Origin of the sequence: Phenylobacterium sp. (assembly GCF_041919955.1) — a bacterium.
GTDB lineage: Bacteria > Pseudomonadota > Alphaproteobacteria > Caulobacterales > Caulobacteraceae > Phenylobacterium.
Window position 1 is genome coordinate 90,536 of the sequence record NZ_JAYRSU010000011.1, and the last position, 15,844, is coordinate 106,379.

At 69.4% G+C, this 15,844-nt stretch carries 14 protein-coding genes; 6 read left to right on the forward strand and 8 right to left on the reverse strand.

Annotated elements, in window-relative coordinates:
• Window positions 1-137 precede the first annotated feature (137 nt).
• A complete protein-coding gene (locus ACE3T2_RS11265) occupies window positions 138-1,271 on the reverse strand; it encodes an AI-2E family transporter (protein WP_374657306.1) in 1,134 nt (377 codons plus the stop codon).
• 373 nt (window positions 1,272-1,644) lie between these two features.
• On the opposite strand from ACE3T2_RS11265, the gene ACE3T2_RS11270 reads away from it, so the two are divergent.
• Both ACE3T2_RS11270 and ACE3T2_RS11275 read left to right on the forward strand, forming a co-directional pair.
• Window positions 1,645-3,114, forward strand: a complete 1,470-nt coding sequence (locus ACE3T2_RS11270; RefSeq protein ID WP_374657308.1) for a helicase HerA-like domain-containing protein — start codon at window positions 1,645-1,647, stop codon at window positions 3,112-3,114.
• Window positions 3,115-3,196: 82 nt separating this feature from the next.
• Window positions 3,197-3,994 carry a class I SAM-dependent methyltransferase gene (locus ACE3T2_RS11275; protein WP_374657310.1) on the forward strand — a complete coding sequence of 266 codons (798 nt, stop codon included), beginning with the start codon at window positions 3,197-3,199 and terminating at the stop codon, window positions 3,992-3,994.
• Window positions 3,995-3,997: 3 nt separating this feature from the next.
• Here the strand turns inward: ACE3T2_RS11275 and dnaA are convergent, their stop codons facing one another.
• The 6 genes from dnaA to mutM all read right to left on the reverse strand — a co-directional run bounded on the left by dnaA (window position 3,998) and on the right by mutM (window position 9,483).
• Window positions 3,998-5,440, reverse strand: coding sequence for a chromosomal replication initiator protein DnaA (dnaA, locus tag ACE3T2_RS11280; protein WP_374657312.1), 1,443 nt, complete (start codon window positions 5,438-5,440; stop codon window positions 3,998-4,000).
• A 410-nt stretch (window positions 5,441-5,850) separates the two neighbouring features.
• Window positions 5,851-6,120 carry a 30S ribosomal protein S20 gene (gene rpsT, locus ACE3T2_RS11285; protein WP_374657314.1) on the reverse strand — a complete coding sequence of 90 codons (270 nt, stop codon included), beginning with the start codon at window positions 6,118-6,120 and terminating at the stop codon, window positions 5,851-5,853.
• A 107-nt stretch (window positions 6,121-6,227) separates the two neighbouring features.
• Entirely contained in the window at window positions 6,228-6,809 is a 582-nt protein-coding gene (locus ACE3T2_RS11290; RefSeq protein WP_374657316.1) for a GDSL-type esterase/lipase family protein, read from the reverse strand.
• A gap of 116 nt (window positions 6,810-6,925) precedes the next feature.
• Complete coding sequence (locus ACE3T2_RS11295; protein ID WP_374657318.1) at window positions 6,926-7,705, reverse strand: enoyl-CoA hydratase; 780 nt, start codon at window positions 7,703-7,705, stop codon at window positions 6,926-6,928.
• A 33-nt stretch (window positions 7,706-7,738) separates the two neighbouring features.
• Window positions 7,739-8,611, reverse strand: coding sequence for a TraB/GumN family protein (locus tag ACE3T2_RS11300; RefSeq protein WP_374657320.1), 873 nt, complete (start codon window positions 8,609-8,611; stop codon window positions 7,739-7,741).
• Window positions 8,612-8,619: 8 nt separating this feature from the next.
• A complete protein-coding gene (gene mutM, locus ACE3T2_RS11305) occupies window positions 8,620-9,483 on the reverse strand; it encodes a bifunctional DNA-formamidopyrimidine glycosylase/DNA-(apurinic or apyrimidinic site) lyase (protein ID WP_374657322.1) in 864 nt (287 codons plus the stop codon).
• Between the two features lie 303 nt (window positions 9,484-9,786).
• On the opposite strand from mutM, the gene ACE3T2_RS11310 reads away from it, so the two are divergent.
• Window positions 9,787-10,545, forward strand: a complete 759-nt coding sequence (locus tag ACE3T2_RS11310; protein WP_374657324.1) for a class I SAM-dependent methyltransferase — start codon at window positions 9,787-9,789, stop codon at window positions 10,543-10,545.
• A gap of 118 nt (window positions 10,546-10,663) precedes the next feature.
• Complete coding sequence (gene ubiB / locus ACE3T2_RS11315) at window positions 10,664-12,172, forward strand: 2-polyprenylphenol 6-hydroxylase (protein ID WP_374657326.1); 1,509 nt, start codon at window positions 10,664-10,666, stop codon at window positions 12,170-12,172.
• A 158-nt stretch (window positions 12,173-12,330) separates the two neighbouring features.
• On the opposite strand, the gene ACE3T2_RS11320 is transcribed toward ubiB, so the two are convergent.
• Window positions 12,331-13,578, reverse strand: a complete 1,248-nt coding sequence (locus ACE3T2_RS11320; RefSeq protein ID WP_374657328.1) for a UbiH/UbiF/VisC/COQ6 family ubiquinone biosynthesis hydroxylase — start codon at window positions 13,576-13,578, stop codon at window positions 12,331-12,333.
• A 316-nt stretch (window positions 13,579-13,894) separates the two neighbouring features.
• Here ACE3T2_RS11320 and ACE3T2_RS11325 point away from each other — a divergent pair, with 316 nt between their 5' ends.
• Together ACE3T2_RS11325 and ACE3T2_RS11330 are read left to right on the forward strand one after the other, a co-directional pair.
• Window positions 13,895-14,347 (forward strand): hypothetical protein, encoded by a 453-nt coding sequence (locus ACE3T2_RS11325; protein WP_374657330.1) that lies wholly within the window; start codon window positions 13,895-13,897, stop codon window positions 14,345-14,347.
• Between the two features lie 389 nt (window positions 14,348-14,736).
• On the forward strand, window positions 14,737-15,837 hold the full coding sequence (locus ACE3T2_RS11330; RefSeq protein ID WP_374657332.1) for an HlyD family secretion protein: 1,101 nt from the start codon (window positions 14,737-14,739) through the stop codon (window positions 15,835-15,837).
• Window positions 15,838-15,844: the final 7 nt, after the last annotated feature.

Consider the following 15,844-nt stretch of genomic DNA (forward strand, 5'->3'; position numbering starts at 1 on the left):
AGCTCCACCCTGGGGGGACAGGTAGAGCGCTCGGGGCTCGCAGCGGCGGGGGCTGACGCCTGAGCCGCCTTGGTTTCGGGGGTTTCCCGAACGGACTTTAGATAGGAAGAGAGCGGACAAGTTGAAGGCCCTGGGTTTCAGCTTTTGGTTTCACGCTTGCGTGACGGCCGGGAACGCGGCGCGTCGGTCGGAGGTTCGTCGGGAGACCCGGCGGGATGTTCGCGCAATTTCTCTGGCTGGCCGTCGGCCGACAGCAGCACCGCCAGCCAGCGGGCGCCGTCGAACTGGGCCAGGATCACCATGGCCATGACGGTCAGGGGCGTAGACAGGAACATGCCGGTCATGCCCCAGATCAGGCCCCAGAAGGCCAGGCTGAGCAGCACCACCACGGGATCCATGTTCAGGCTGTCGCCCTGCATGCGCGGCAGCACGATGTTGCCGACCACGAACTGGATCGCCTGCAGCACCGCCAGCAGGATCACAGCCGGCCAGAAGGTCTCGAACTGGATCAGGGCAAAGATCGGCGGCGCCAGGATGCCGACCGCCCCGCCGATGACCGGGATGTACGAGGCGATGAAGATCAGGAACGCCCAGAAGACGGCGTTGTCGAGCCCGACCGCGACCATGGCGATCCAGGACGCGACGGCGATCATCAGTCCGGTGACCGTCTGGACCCACAGGTACCGCTCCACGCCGTCGCGGATGCGGCGGAAGGCCGCCAGCGCCTCCTTGCGTTCGGCCTGGTGCGGGAAGAGCCCGATGACCTTGCGCTGGAAGCCGCGCCGCGAGGCGATGATGAAGCCGAGATATATCAGGATGAAGAAGGCGTCGGATGCGAAGCCCTGCAGGCCCTTGGCGAAGTCGCCGAGATAGGCGCTGACGTTGAGCTGGGCGAACAGCTCGTTGATGGTCGGCGGCACCTCCATCCCGAACAGGCCGGCGACCTGGGCGATCAGGTTGTTGAGCCGCGGGGTGTAGGCGACCAGCTGGCCGACGAAGGTGCTGGCGTTGTCGGCGATGACCAGGCCGGAGACGCCGAACAGCACGACCGACAACACGATGGCCAGGATCAGGGCGGCGCGCTCGCTGATCACCGGCAGGCGCGAGCGCAGCACGCGGGCGAAACCGTCGATCATCACCGCCAGGAAGACGGCCAGCGCCAGGGGCGTGAGGATGCCGCGCAGCCAGTACAGCGCAGCGCCGGCGGTGATCACCGCCAGGATGACGAGTGAGACGCGGACGGTATGGGACTCTGAAGCAGGCGCGGGCATGGGTTCTTTTTGAAGTGGCGGGGTTCGGCCGACTGTCGAGGCCCAGGCCCGCCGCGTCAATTTCGACCATCCCTACCCCCGTTCGACGGGCATGGGGAGTGTCTATGCCGTCAAGACGCGGAACTGCGGCAGAACCTCATCGTCACCGAAGAAAATTCGGCAATGAGCTTTCGTGATCGGTGATCAGGAACGAAATTCCGCGCCGCAGCGCCTCGACCCGAAAGGGGCGGGGTCGCGCCGCGTCCCGACCCCTCCGGCGTTCATGGGCTTGCTGCGCAAACCGGGATGACGGCCGGGGACGATCGAAAACTGCCTATCGCGCTGACGCCGCGGGGCGGCTAGCTTCGCCCTCACCAGATTTGCGGAGACCTCCATGTCCGACGGCGTCCTGATCGGCTTTTCGGATCACCTCGAAAACCTGCTGCTGAATCGGACCAACCGCCACGGGCTGGTCGCGGGCGCGACCGGCACCGGCAAGACCGTGACGCTCCAGATCCTGGCCCAGGGGCTGTCGGACGCCGGGGTGCCGGTGTTCGCCGCCGACGTGAAGGGCGACCTCTGCGGCGTGTCGGCGCCGGGGACGCCGAACCCGAAGTTCGAGGAGCGGGCCAAGCTGATGGGCCTGACCCTGGAGCCGCGCGCCGCGCCGGTGGTGTTCTGGGACCTGTTCGGCCAGCAGGGCCACCCGATCCGCGCCACGGTGTCGGAGATGGGCCCGCTGCTGATCTCGCGCATGCTCGACCTCAACGACGTGCAGGAGGGGGTGCTGACGGTGGTGTTCCGCGCCGCCGACGAGGAAGGCCTGCTGCTGCTGGACCTCAAGGACCTGCAGGCGGCCCTGACCTATGCCTCGGAGAACGCCAAGGAGCTGGGCGCCAAGTACGGCAACGTCTCGCCGGCGACGGTGGCGACCATCCAGCGCAAGCTGCTGGTGCTGGAGGACCAGGGCGGCGGCGGCTTCTTCGGCGAGCCGGCCCTGCAGCTCTCGGACATCATGCGCACCGACGCTTCGGGCCGCGGCTACGTCAACATCCTGGCGGCCGACAAGCTGATCGCCAGCCCGCGGCTCTATGCGACCTTCCTGCTCTGGCTGATGAGCGAGCTGTTCGAGGAGCTGCCCGAGGTGGGCGACCCGGAAAAGCCGCGGCTGGCCTTCTTCTTCGACGAAGCGCACCTGCTGTTCCGTGATGCGCCCAAGCCGTTGCTGGAGAGGGTCGAGCAGGTGGTGCGGCTGATCCGCTCCAAGGGGGTCGGGGTCTATTTCGTCACCCAGAACCCGGCCGATATTCCCGAGACGGTGCTGGGCCAGCTCGGCAACCGCATCCAGCACGCCCTGCGCGCCTATACGCCCACCGAGCAGAAGGGGCTGAAAGCCGCCTCGAACTCGTTCCGCGCCAATCCGGCCTTCGACACCGCCGAGGCGATCCAGGGCCTGGGCGTTGGCGAGGCCCTGGTCAGCGTGCTCGACGAGAAGGGCGCCCCGACGGTGGTCCAGAAGACCCTGATCCGCCCGCCGGTCTCGCGCCTGGGGCCGATCACCCCGGCCGAGCGCACGGCGATCATGGGCCAAAGCCCGGTCCGCGGCCTCTACGACACGGTCAAGGACCGCGAGAGCGCCTTCGAGATGCTGAAGGCGCGCGCCGACGGCGCCGCGGCCGCGGCCGCGCGCGAGGCCGCCGAGGACGCCCAGCCCGCCAGCCGCCCAGCCGCCCAGCCGAGGGCGCGGGCCTCCAGCCGCCAGTCGATGGGCGAGGCTTTCGCCAAGTCGCTGCTGCGCCAGGCCGGCAGCACCATCGCCCGCGAGCTGATGCGCGGCATCATGGGCAGCCTGAAGAAGCGGTAGGGGCGTTCCCTCCCCTTGCGGGAGGGAGCCGTCACGCCGCAAACCCGTGTTATGCTGGCGCCGCCCCTCAAGGGAGGACGCCATGACGGACGCCGCCTTCGTCGGTTCGATCCCGGACCTCTACGAGCGCTACCTCGGCCCGATGCTGTTCGAGCCCTACGCTCGCGACACGGCGCGAAGGTTCGAGGGGTTCGAAGGCGACCTGCTGGAGACCGCCGCCGGAACCGGCCGCGTCACCCGCGCCCTGGCGCGGGCGGCCCCTCGGGCCAGGATCACCGCCACCGACCTCAACCAGCCGATGCTCGACACCGCCGCGGCCCTGGGCGCTGCGCCGAACGTGGCCTGGCGGCAGGCCGACGCCCAGGCCCTGCCCTTCGCGGACGCCAGCTTCGACGCGGTCGTGTGCCAGTTCGGGGTGATGTTCTTCCCGGACAAGGCGGCGGGGTTCGCCGAGGCGCGTCGGGTCCTGGCGCCCGGCGGGCGCTTCGTGTTCAGCGTCTGGGACGATCTGGCCGCCAACGACATCTCGCGCATCGTCGCCGAGGCCGTGGCGGAGGCCTTTCCGAAGGACCCGCCGACGTTCTTTGCGCGCACGCCCTTCGGCTATCACGACCGCGAGGCGATCGGGCCGGCGCTGCTGGCGGCCGGCTTCGGCGCTGTGCGCTTCGACGTGGTGAGCCTGGAGTTGCGCTCGCCCTCCGCGCGGGATGCGGCGAGCGGCCTCTGCCTGGGCACGCCGCTGCGCGGCGAGATCGAGGCCCGCGATCCCGAAGGACTGGACGCGGCGACCGAAGCGGCCGCCGCCGCCCTGGCCGAAGCCTTCGGCGACGGCGAGATCGTCGGCATGGGCCGGGCGATCACCGTGACGGCGGAAGTTTAGGCGTCAGCCGCGCAGCTTGCGCAGGAGGACGTCGAGGTCGCGGGCGATCATCGGGTCTTCGGCCTTCAGGGCGTCGATCCGGCGCACGGCGTGCAGGACGGTGGTGTGGTCGCGGCCTCCGAAGCGGCGGCCGATATCCGGCAGCGAGCGGGTGGTGATCTGCTTGGCCAGCCACATGGCGACCTGGCGCGGACGGGCGACCACGCGGGCGCGGCGTTCCGAGATCAGGTCGGCCTGCTTGAGCTGATAGTGCTCGGCCACGGTCTTCTGAATCTGGTCGACGGTCACCCGGCGCTCGGTGCAGGCCAGGTTCGGACGCAGAATGGCCTGGGCCTCGTCCAGGGTCATGCGGGAGATCTCGCCGCCCACGCGGGCCACCAGGGTGTTCAGCGCGCCTTCCAGCTCGCGCACGCTGTCGGTGAAGCGGTCGGCCAGGAACTGGAGCACCTCGGGGCGCGCCGAGGGCATGAAGCGGCCCTGGGCGGCCAGTGTGGCCAGCTTGCGCTCGAGGATGCCGAGGCGAAGGGTGCGGTCGGCCGGCTCGATGCCGCAGACCAGGCCGGCCTGCAGGTGGCTGCGCAGGCGCGGCTCCATCTCCTGGAGCTCCGAGGGCGAGCGGTCGGCGGTCATCACCACGCGGCGGCCGTCCTCGACCAGGGCCAGCAGGGTGTGGAACAGCTCTTCCTGGGTCGAGGCCTTGCCGGCCACGAACTGGACGTCGTCGATCAGCAGCAGGTCGGCGTTGCGCAGCTCGTCCTTGAAGGCGGCGGTCTGGCGGTCCTGCACGGCCTTGACGAAGGTCGAGGTGAAGCGCTCGGCGGTGATGTAGACCACGCGCTTGTCCGGCGCGGCCTGCATGGCTTCCCAGGCGAGCGCGTTCAGCAGGTGGGTCTTCCCGAAGCCGTAGGGGCCGTGGAAGATCACCGGATTGAAGTGTCCGTCGGCCCAGGCGGCCACCCGGCGCGCCACGGCGAAGGCGAATTCGTTGGCGGGGCCCGAGACGAATGTCTCGAACGAGAAACGGTCCTGCAGGCCCTGCTGGCGGCCGTTGCGGGCGCCGGCAGGCGCCGGGGCGATCGCGTCCAGGGCGACTTCGATCTCGACCACCTCGGGCTTCAGCATCACCGGCGCGGCCGGCGCGCCGGGGGCGGGGTCGGCGTCGAATTCGAGGCGCGATTTCAGGTCGAGGCTGCGGCCCATGGGGTCGTTCTGGGTCCACAGTTCGCAGATCCGGCGCCACGCATGGCGGCGGATCCAGTCACGGGCCATGCCGGTGGCGGCGACCAGGCACAGTTCGTCCCCGCGCTCGCGCAGAACAGCCTGGCCCAGCCACGAGCCGAAGGTGGCTTCGCCGAGCTCGCGTTTCAGCGTCGCACAGGTCTTCGACCAGACGGTCGTCGCCTGCGTATCGACAACAGAATTCGCAACGCCCCCAGCAGCCATCATCCCAACCTCTTTTGTCGTCATCCGTCGAAGCGCCCCCGCACCAGACGTACTTTGTTTAACAAACACAAAGCCTTATCCGGCGAGCGCAATGCCCCCGCCGCCGCCTCTATCATCCGCAATCAGATGGAAGGTCGTCTCTAAGGTTTGTCACCCTAGTCGGGGCCGTTGGGGGGTCAACGGTGATTCTTCGCCGCTCCAGCGGATATTTTCGTTGACTCAAAATCAGCCCCCGCACGGCAAGGGAATCTGAATTTCAACGTTCCGTTAACTGAGAAGATTCGCCGCATGCGTGTATGGTTGCGGTGCGCCGCAAAATAAAACGCCCGCGGGTCTTTCAACCCGCGGGTGCGTCGGAAATCCGTATTTTTCTGGGAGGTTAGCGGCCAAGCTCGAAGCTTGGCCCTTCAACCTCAGGCCGCAGCCATCTTCTTCAGCTGGGCGGCCAGACGGGACACCTTACGCGAGCCCGTGTTCTTGTGAACGACGCCCTTGGTGACGGCGCGCATCAGCTCGGATTGGGCTTCGACGAAGGCGCTCTTGGCGGCGCCGGCGTCGCCCGAAGCGACCGCTTCTTCGAACTTGCGCAGGTAGGTGCGCACGCGCGAACGGCGGGCTTTATTGACTTCGGTACGGCGGGCGATCTTGCGGACCGCCTTCTTGGCGCCGGGCGTGTTGGCCATGTGTCAGCTCTCAATACGGATCGCGCCCGAGCCAAAACCCGGGCGGGCAAATTGGAGGCGCGGATATACGGGACAGCGCTCGCCGGGTCAATGCGCTGTGGACAGCTTTAATCGAGAAGCGTGAAAGCGCGCCAGGCGGGATGGGCGCCGACGAGGTCGGCCATGCGCTGATAGCCGCCCGCGCCGGGGTGGGCGCCGTCCCACGCGAGCTGCTCGGCGCGCCACAGACCGTCGGCCTCCAGCGGCTGGTAGACGTCGATGAAGGGGACCTTCAGGCGGGCCGCCAGGGTCTTCAGATGCTCGTTCAGGGTTTCGAGCCGTGCGGAGACCCCGGGGTCGCCCATCGGCGGCGGTCCCACCATCATGACGGGGCAAAGGGCCGCGGCCTCAGTCAGCATGCCCTGCGCGTTCTTCAGCGTGCCGGCCTGCGAAACGCGCGGCGCTCCGTTTTCCAGGTGGCAGTCGTTGGCCCCGAACGAGAAGACGATGCGCATCGGCTCCTGGTCGCTCAGCCGCGCCTGCGCCTCGGCTCGCCAGCGGGCGGCGATGTCCGACGAAGTGTCGCGCCGGACGCCCAGATTGTAGAGGGTGATCGAGCGGCGCCCGAGCAGCACCCGGCCGATCCAGCCCAGGTGGTCGGGGTCGCCCGCCCCGGCGACCATGGAGTCGCCGAAGGCGATCAGCCGCATCGCTAGACCCTTTCCGATTCAGGCGGCTTCGCCTGAAGCGGACAAAAAGGGTCTATCTTCAAAAATATGGAGCTTGACGGTCGCTTCAACCGGTTTCCACTTGAAGCTGTCACGCTCTAGGAGCCCTTGAAGTCGGGTTTGCGCTTCTCGACGAAGGCGGCCATGCCCTCCTTCTGGTCGTCGAAGGCGAAGAGGGAGTGGAACAGCCGCCGCTCGACCGCGACGCCCGTGGACAGCGTGGTCTCGTAGGCGGTCTCGACCAGCTCCTTGTTCATCATCACCGCCAGCGGCGATTGGCCGGCGATCTTGGCGGCGGCGGCCAGGGCTTCCTCCACCAGCTTGTCGGCGGGAACCACGCGGCTGACCAGGCCCGAACGCTCGGCCTCGGCGGCGTCCATCATCCGGCCGGTCAGGATCATCTCCATGGCCTTGGACTTGCCGACGAAGCGGGTCAGGCGCTGGGTGCCGCCGATGCCGGGCGCGACGCCCAGGTTGATCTCGGGCTGGCCGAACTTGGCGGTCTCGGCCGCGATGATGAAGTCGCACAGCATGGCCAGCTCGCAGCCGCCGCCCAGGGCGTAGCCGGCGACGGCGGCGATGATCGGCTTGCGGAACTGCTCGATGCGCCGGGCGCTGGCGCCGAAGAAGTCCTGCTTGAACATCTCGGCATAGGTCTTGGTCGACATCTCCTTGATGTCGGCGCCGGCGGCGAAGGCGCGCTCGGACCCGGTGATCACCACGCAGCGCACGGCCTCGTCGGCCTCGGCCGCGTCCAGGGCGGCGGAGAGCTCGCCGAGCAGCTGGCTGTTGAGCGCGTTCAGCGCCTCGGGCCGGTTCAGGCGGACCAGGGTCACGCCCGCGCTGGGGGTCTCGACGATCAGGGTCTCGTAGCTCATGGCCCGCTCCTTACCGAATGCCGGGAAACGGCCTTAAGGCCCTTCGACCTCGTAGCCAAGCGCCCGCAGGCGCATGGGAAGGCCGTCGGCCCCGACCAGGTGGCCGACGCCGACCACCACCACGGTCTTGCCCGATCCGTCCATGCGGGCGCGAATGGCCTTGATCCAGCGCTCGTTGCGCTGGGTGACCAGCCGCGCATAGAGGCCCGGCGCGGCCTTGCGGATCGGTCCCAGGGCGTCGTCGTCCAGGGCCTTGAGGTCGCCGGCCATCCAGACCGCGACCAGCTCGTCATAGGCGCGCGGATTGCGCTCCAGCTCGCGCAGCGACTCCTCCAGCGAGGCGATCTGTTCCGGCAGGGGCGCTGCGTCGAAGATGGCGATCTGTTCCTCGGGGCTCTCGAAGGCCTTGCGGGCGGCGCTGGCCGGGGCCGAAGCGGCCAGGGTCTTCTCGACCCCCGAATTGGCGTCGGCGCCCGACTTCATGAACTGGGCGCCGGCCAGGGCGACCTCGGCGAACCACGGCTCCAGCCGGTCCAGCACCGCCATCGAGACCCCGAGGTCGGCGGCGGCCCTTTCCAGGCGCTGGGCGCCGTCCGGCGACAGCATCCTCGACAGCGACTGGTCTGGCGGCAACATGCCCCTGGCCGCGGCCAACTGGCCGACCTTGGCCTCGGAGGCGGCGTCGATCGGCAGCTCGAACCACAGGTCGTCGGCCTTGGCGAGCGCGGCGTCCAGGGCGGGCGGTCGCCAGTCCAGGCCCGGCGGCAGCACGTGCACCGAGCCGAACAGCACGAGTTCGGAGTCTGCGTCGCGCACCACCCAGATCGGCGGACGCGCGCTCGCCTCCTGGGCTGCGCAACCGGCGAGGAGGACACCGGCGAAGGCGCCGAGAGCGCGTCTGATCATGGCGAAACTCACGTCTGGCACTTGGGGCAATAGAAGGTGGACCGTCCGGCCTGCACCTCGCGCGCGATGGTCCCGCCGCAGCCGGGGTTCAGGCACGGCTCGCCTTCGCGGTCATAGGCGCGGAAGCGGTGCTGGAAATAGCCCAGCGCCCCGTCGGCGGCGGCATAGTCCTTGAGCGTCGAGCCGCCGGCCTCGATCGCCTCCTCCAGCACCTCCCGGACGATCCCGACCAGGGGCTTCAGCCGCGCCGCCTTGATCGACCCGGCCGGCTTGAACGGCGAGATCTTCGCCCGGTTCAGCGCCTCGCAGACATAGATGTTGCCCAGGCCCGCCACGACGCGCTGGTCCAGCAGCAGGGTCTTGGGCCCCTGCTTGCGCCCGGCGAAGGCGCCGGCCAGCCGCGCCCCGTCGAAAGCGTCCGACAATGGCTCCGGCCCCAGCCCCGCGAACCAGGGATGGCGGGCCAGGGCGCTGGTTTCGATCAGGTCCATGTAGCCGAAGCGCCGCGGGTCGTAATAGGTGACGCGCCCGCCGCCCTCGGTCTCGAAGACCACGTGGGCGTGCTTGGGATCGGGGTCGGCGGCGTAGTGGAACTCGCCGGGCCGCTCCTCGCCCTCGGGCCGTGCGATCTCGAAGCGGCCGCTCATGCCCAAGTGCATGACCAAGGTCTCGCCGCGGTCCAGCCGCGCCATCAGGTACTTGGCCCGCCGTTCCAGCGCCTCGATCCGCGCGCCGGTCAGCCGCTGGACGAAACCCTCCGGGAACGGAAAGCGCAGGTCCGCGCGGCGGGCCTCGACGCGCGACAGGCGCGCGCCCTCGAGCACCGGCTGCAAGCCGCGCCGGACGGTTTCGACCTCGGGAAGCTCAGGCATGCCGCTGAAGTGGCATTTCAGGAGCGTGGGCGCAATTGTTCCCCCCGCTGGGACCTCCGGCCATGAAGCGGCTTTCCTTCTCTCCTTGCGGGAGAAGGTGGCAGGCGAAACCTGACGGATGAGGGGTTCTCCGCAGAGCCGCCCGAACTGTCTGGGTGCTGGAACGTCGTTTGCCCCTCATCCGACCCCGCCGCGCGGGGCCACCTTCTCCCGCAAGGGGAGAAGGGTATCGATCACCTCGCTGGAGGAGGAACGGGCCGACCGACTGGCGCGGCTGGCGTCCGCGGGCTAAGACCCTGGCCTATGACCGGACCTTCCGCCACCTTCGGCTTCCGCGACGTCGACGCCTCCGAGAAGGCGGGCCTCGTGCGCGGGGTCTTCGACAGCGTCGCCAGCCGCTACGACCTGATGAACGACCTGATGAGCGCGGGCGTGCACCGGCTCTGGAAGGACGCCACAGCCGCGCGGCTGAACCCGCAGCCGGGCGAGGTGATCGTCGACTGCGCCGGGGGCACCGGCGACATGGCTCGCCGCTTCGCCAAGTTGGCCCGCAACGCCCAGCAGCGCCGTGGCGGCCCCGACGCCCAGGTCATGATCATCGACTACAACGCCGAGATGATCGCCGCCGGCCGCGCCAAGGGCGGAGAGCCGGAGATCACCTGGAACGTCGGCGACGCCCAGCGCCTGCCGCTGCCCGACGCCTGCGCCGACGCCTATGTGATCTCGTTCGGCATCCGCAACGTCACCGACATCCCCGGCGCCCTGCGCGAGGCCCGCCGCGTGCTGAAGCCCGGCGGCCGGTTCCTGTGCCTGGAGTTCTCGCACCCGGCCACCGAGATGCTGCGCAAGGCCTATGACGCCTATTCGTTCAAGGTGATCCCGCAGATCGGCGAGTGGGTGACCAAGGACCGCGACAGCTACCAGTACCTGGTCGAGAGCATCCGCCGCTTCCCCGACCAGCGGACCTTTGTCTCGATGATCGAAGCGGCCGGCTTCAGGAAGGCCGGCTACACCAACTTCACCGGCGGCGTCGCGGCCCTGCACCACGGCTGGGCGCTCTAGAGCATGACAGCTTCAAGTGGATGCCGGTTGAAGCGACCGTCATGCTCTATACTTTTGAAGATAGACCCTTTTTGTCCGGTTCAGGTGAGATCACCTGAGCCGGAAAGGGTCTAGGCTGATGGGTAGCCTCGCAGCCTTCGGACGGCTGGCCGCCGCCGGCTGGTCGCTGGCCCGCAACGACGCCCTGTTGCCGCGCGAGCTGGACGAGCTCTATCCGCCGGCGGTGAAGGCGCTGTCGAAGTCTCTGCGCATCTTCGCCGGCCGCCAGGCGCGCGACGGCCGCCCGGGCGAGCGCCTGGCCCGCTCGCTGGAGAAGCTGGGCCCGGTGGCCATCAAGCTCGGCCAGCTGCTCTCCACACGCGCCGACATCTTCGGGGCGGCCTTCGCCGAGGACCTGTCGCGGCTGAAGGACAGGCTCGACCCCTTCCCCACCGAGATCGCGCGGCGCGAGGTGGAGCTGGCCCTGGGCCGGCCGATCGACACCCTGTTCGCCAGCTTCGGCGCGCCGGTCGCCGCCGCGTCCCTGGCCCAGGCGCATGAGGCGGCGCTGCTGGACGGGCGCAAGGTGGCGGTGAAGGTGCTGCGCCCCGGCATCGCCCATCGCGTCGCCCAGGATTCCGAAGTGCTGTGGCTGGCCGCCAGCCTGGTCGAGAAGGTCTCCGTCCCGGCCCGGCGGCTGGAGCCCAAGGCCCTGGCCGCGACCGTGATCCGCGCCACCGAGCTGGAGCTGGATCTGCGGCTGGAGGCGGCCGGTGGCGACGAGCTGGCCGAGGTCATGGCCCGCGACGGGTACATGTCGGCGCCCAAGGTGGTCTGGGACGGCGTCGGCAAGAAGGTCCTGACCCAGGAGTGGGCGCAGGGGGCGCCGCTGTCGGACCCCGCGACCCTGGACCTGCCCGGCCTGGACCGCCCGGCCCTGGCCGACAAGCTGCTGCGGGCGTTCCTGTCGCAGGCGTTGGACCACGGGGTGTTCCACGCCGACCTGCACGAGGGGAACCTGTTCGTCGCCGCCCCGGCGCAGATCACCGCCGTCGATTTCGGCATCGTCGGGCGCCTGGCCCCTGCCGAGCGGCGCTACCTCGCCGAAATCCTCTGGGGCTTCCTGCAACGCGACTACGAGCAGATCGCCCGCACCCATTTCGAGGCCGGATATGTGCCGCGCACCCATTCGGTCCACGCCTTCGCCCAGGCCCTGCGGGCGGTGGGCGAGCCGCTGTTCGGCCGCACCGCGCGCGACGTCTCGATGGGCCGGGTGCTGACCCAGCTGTTCGAGATCACCGCCCTGTTCGACATGCGGCTTCAACCTCAGCTCGTGCTGCTGCAGAAGACCATGATGACGGTCGAGGGCGTGGCCCGGCGGCTCGACCCCGACCACGACATCTGGAAGGCCGCCGACCCGGTGGTGCGCCGCTGGATGCTGCGCGAGCTTGGTCCTCAGGCGCGGGTGAAGCGCTTCGTCGACGAGGGGCTGGAGGCGCTGCGCGCCCTCCACCGCCTGATCGAAAACCCGCCGCAGGCGCAGGCGGCCGTGGCGGTGGTGCAGAAGGAGGGCTCGGGGCTGGCCTGGTTCGCCATTGGCGCGGCTGCGGCGGGCGCGGCCTTCGCCCTGGCGGCGTGGGTGTTCTAGCGCGCATCAAAAGGTGTCATCCCGGAAGCCGCGCCGCGGCTGTCCGGGAACCATGAACACCTGACAGGTGGGGCGCGGCCTTCGCCAACCGTCCGAAACGGGGGCAATGGGTCCCGGTCTTCGGCCTGCGGCGGAAACCGGGATGACACTTCAGGACGTTAAAGCGCCTCGCCCCGCAAGAGCCGCGGCAGGTCGCCGCTGGCGCCGCCGGCGTCTTCCATGAAGAAGCGCCGGGCCGGGCCGATGCGGTTGACGGCGGCCATGCCGACGCCGCGCGCCAAGCGCAGCACCGGGTTGTCGTTCGAGAACAGCCGCGTGAAGACGTCGGTCGCCGCCGCCAGCATCACGGTGTCGAAGCTGCGCCAGCGGGCATAGCGCTCCAGCACCAGCTCGCTGCCGATGTCCTCGCCCAGCCGTGCGGCCTCGACCAGCACCTGCGCCAGGGCCGCGGCGCCCTTCAGGCCGAGATTCAGACCCTGGCCGGCGATCGGATGGATGCCGTGGGCGGCGTCGCCCAGCAGCACGGCGCGCGGCGCGGTCATGCGCGCGGCCAGTTGCAGCGACAGCGGATAGGTGAACACCGCCCCGTCGAGGGTCGCGGCCCCCAGGAACTCGCCGAACCGGCGCTGCAAATGCGCGTGGAAGGCCGGGGGCGAGGCGGCCTTCAGCGCCGCGGCCTTGGCCCGGCTCTCGGTCCAGACCAGGCTGGCGCGGTCGTCGGTCAGCGGCAGGATCGCGAACGGCCCGCCGGGCAGGAAGTATTCGTGCGCGACGCCCTCGTGGCCGCGTTCCAGCTTCACGGTCGCGACCACGCCGGTCTGGGGGTAGTCCCAGCCGGTGACGCCGATGCCGGTCGCCGCCCGCACGACCGAGCCGCGGCCCTCGGCGCCGACCACCAGCGGGGCGGTCAGCACGCGGCCGTCCTCCAGGGTCACCCGCGCGCCCGCGGTCTCGAATTCGACGGACTTCACCCGGGCCGGAGCCTCGACGCGGATGCCCGCGCGCCCCACGCCGGCGGCCAGGGCCGCGCGGCTGCGCCGGTTCTCCAGCATGTAGCCCAGCGGCTCGCCCTCCGTGCGGCCTGCGATCTCTGCGGAGTCGAAGCGCAGGTAGAAGGGGCTGGGCGCGCGCGCAGCCGCCCCGGGCGAGAAGCCGTCGGTCACCAGGATCTGCTCGATGCGCTGGGCGTAGGGCTCGATCTCGGCGGCCAGGCCCAGGGTTCGCCACTGGCGGAACGAGGCGAACGCAATCGCCGAGGCGCGGCCGTCGAAGCTCGGCGCCACCTGGTCGTCGAATACGACCGGGTCGATCAGGATCGGCTCCAGCCCCGCGCCCTTGAGGGCCAGGGCCAGGGTGGCGCCCGCCATGCCGGCGCCGGCGATGATCACGTCCGCATCGAATGCCATGGCGGTGATCTAGCACTCCTGGAATGGCGTCGGGAGCTTCTTTCCTCCTCGCATGTCGGGGTGAGCCGGTCCTTCTCCCCTCGCGGGAGAAGGCGGCCCCGCGCAGCGGGGTCGGATGAGGGGGCGGCGCTTGCGGTTTTGATCGTGATCCCTATTCAGGCGGTGCTGCGGAGAGGTCGAAAACCCCTCATCCGTCAGGCTTCGCCTGCCACCTTCTCCCGCAAGGGGAGAAGGAAACCTGGCTCAAATCCACATCCGCGCTCCAGGGTTGCGCTCTGCTCCGATCGCGTGTGAACCTGTCGGCGGGAGGATCTCCATGGGGCATGCGCGATCCCTGCGGCGGCTGGGGGCGGAGATGGCCGGCACGGCCGCGTTCCTGCTGCTGGTGGCCTCGGTTCCGAGCTGGATCGTCTACGAGACCTGGGCCGACCGCATCGAGACGGCGGCTCTGTGGTCGGTGGCCGGCCCCGACTGTCCCGTCGTCGCGCCGGCCGCCGAGCTGTTCGGGGCCAAGGGGCCCTACACCTTCTCCTATGGCGGCGCGCAGTTCTCGCGGCGCTTCGGCCATGTCAGCTGCGCCGCGCCCCAGGGCGGGGGCCTGATCCCCGGCGAGGTCTATCACGTCTGCCAGTTCAACGGCCCGGCCGCCCTGGCCGTCGCCACCCCGGAGGGCGTCACCTATTTCAAGCCGGGCGTCGGCCGCCCGGCCACGGTGACGGTGCGTGGCGGCAAGGCCTCCTGCGTCGTCGGCGGCTGGTTCCGGGCTTAGGCCTGCCGGAAGGTCGTTCCGTCGTACGGATAGGCCCAACCCAGGGCTTCATAGTAGAAATGCTTCACCTCTCTCTTGTTACGAGGTGATTTGCGCAGCTTACACAATGTAATATTGCTCAGTTCCTCAGAAGAAAGTGGGCGTCCCAGCTTCTTCTCGCATCTATCGACAAACCTCTTTTCGACACCGTACTGCATAATTCATCTCTAAAAATTGATCGTAATATCATCTGAACTTACCTTAACTGAGCCGTTGGTCGCAATATTTTTGGTAGAGGCTTTTCTTGGACGAATGCGTCCACTTTACCCATTGCCTTGTCCGGCAAGCCGCCCTACTTCGGTCTTGATTGGACCGATGCGTCCATTTTTGAGCTATTTCAGGCGTATCCCATGGCGGTTTTGCCCAAGACGTTCGTTCCCCTCGCCGTCGGCGGGGCGGTGGCCGTGCTCCTGGTGGTTGGGGGCGGCGCCTGGTGGATGGACAAGCAGCACTATGAAAAGACCGACAACGCCTTCATCGCGGCCGACAAGGTCTCGGTGGCGCCCCAGGTCGACGGCTACGTGGCCGAGGTGCTGGTCGGCGACAACCAGCAGGTTGCGGCCGGCCAGGTGCTGGTGCGGCTAGACACCGCCCCGCTGAAGGCTGCGCTGGCCCAGGCGGAAGCCAATGCGGCAGCCCTCGACGCCGCCGTCCGCGCCGTCGACGACAAGGCCCGGCTGGAACAGGCGATGATCGCTCAGAAGGCGGCGGGCGTCGCTTCCGCCCACGCCCAGTCGCAGCTCGCCCAGGCCGAGCTCGCCCGCTACGGGACGCTCGCCGGCCAGGGCTGGGTATCGCCCCAGCGCGCCCAGACCGCCAAGGCCACCGCCAGCCAGGCCAGCGCCGGGGTCGAGCAGGCCAAGGCGACGCTCGAGGCCGAGCGCCGCGCCGCCCAGAGCCTCGGCTCCAGCCGCGCCCAGACGCTCGCCCAGGCCCAGGCCGCCCACGCGGTGGTCGAGCAGGCGCGCATCAATCTCGACCGCGCCGAGATCAAGGCCCCGGTCGCCGGCGTGGTCGGCGCCCGCGCGGTGCGCCCCGGCCAGTACGTGCGCCCCGGCAGCGCCCTGATGAGCGTGGTGCCGGTGCAGCACGCCTACATCGTCGCCAATTTCAAGGAGACCCAGGTCGCGCGGCTGAAGATCGGCCAGCCGGTCACCATCCACGCCGACGCGTTCGGCAAGCAGGCCTTCACCGGCAAGGTGGACAGCTTCGCCCCGGCCACCGGTTCCGAATTCGCCCTGATCCCGGTCGAGAACGCGGTCGGCAACTTCACCAAGATCGCCCAGCGCCTGCCGGTGAAGATCGTGGTCGACCCGAACTCGCCGCTGGCCGGCGCCCTGCGCCCGGGCCTGTCGGTCGAGGTCAAGGTCGACGTCACCGCCGACACCGGGCCGAGCTTCGCGCAGGCGGTCCCGGCCGCCCAGCTCGCCCGCACCGGCGTCTCGCGCTAGGCGCCCG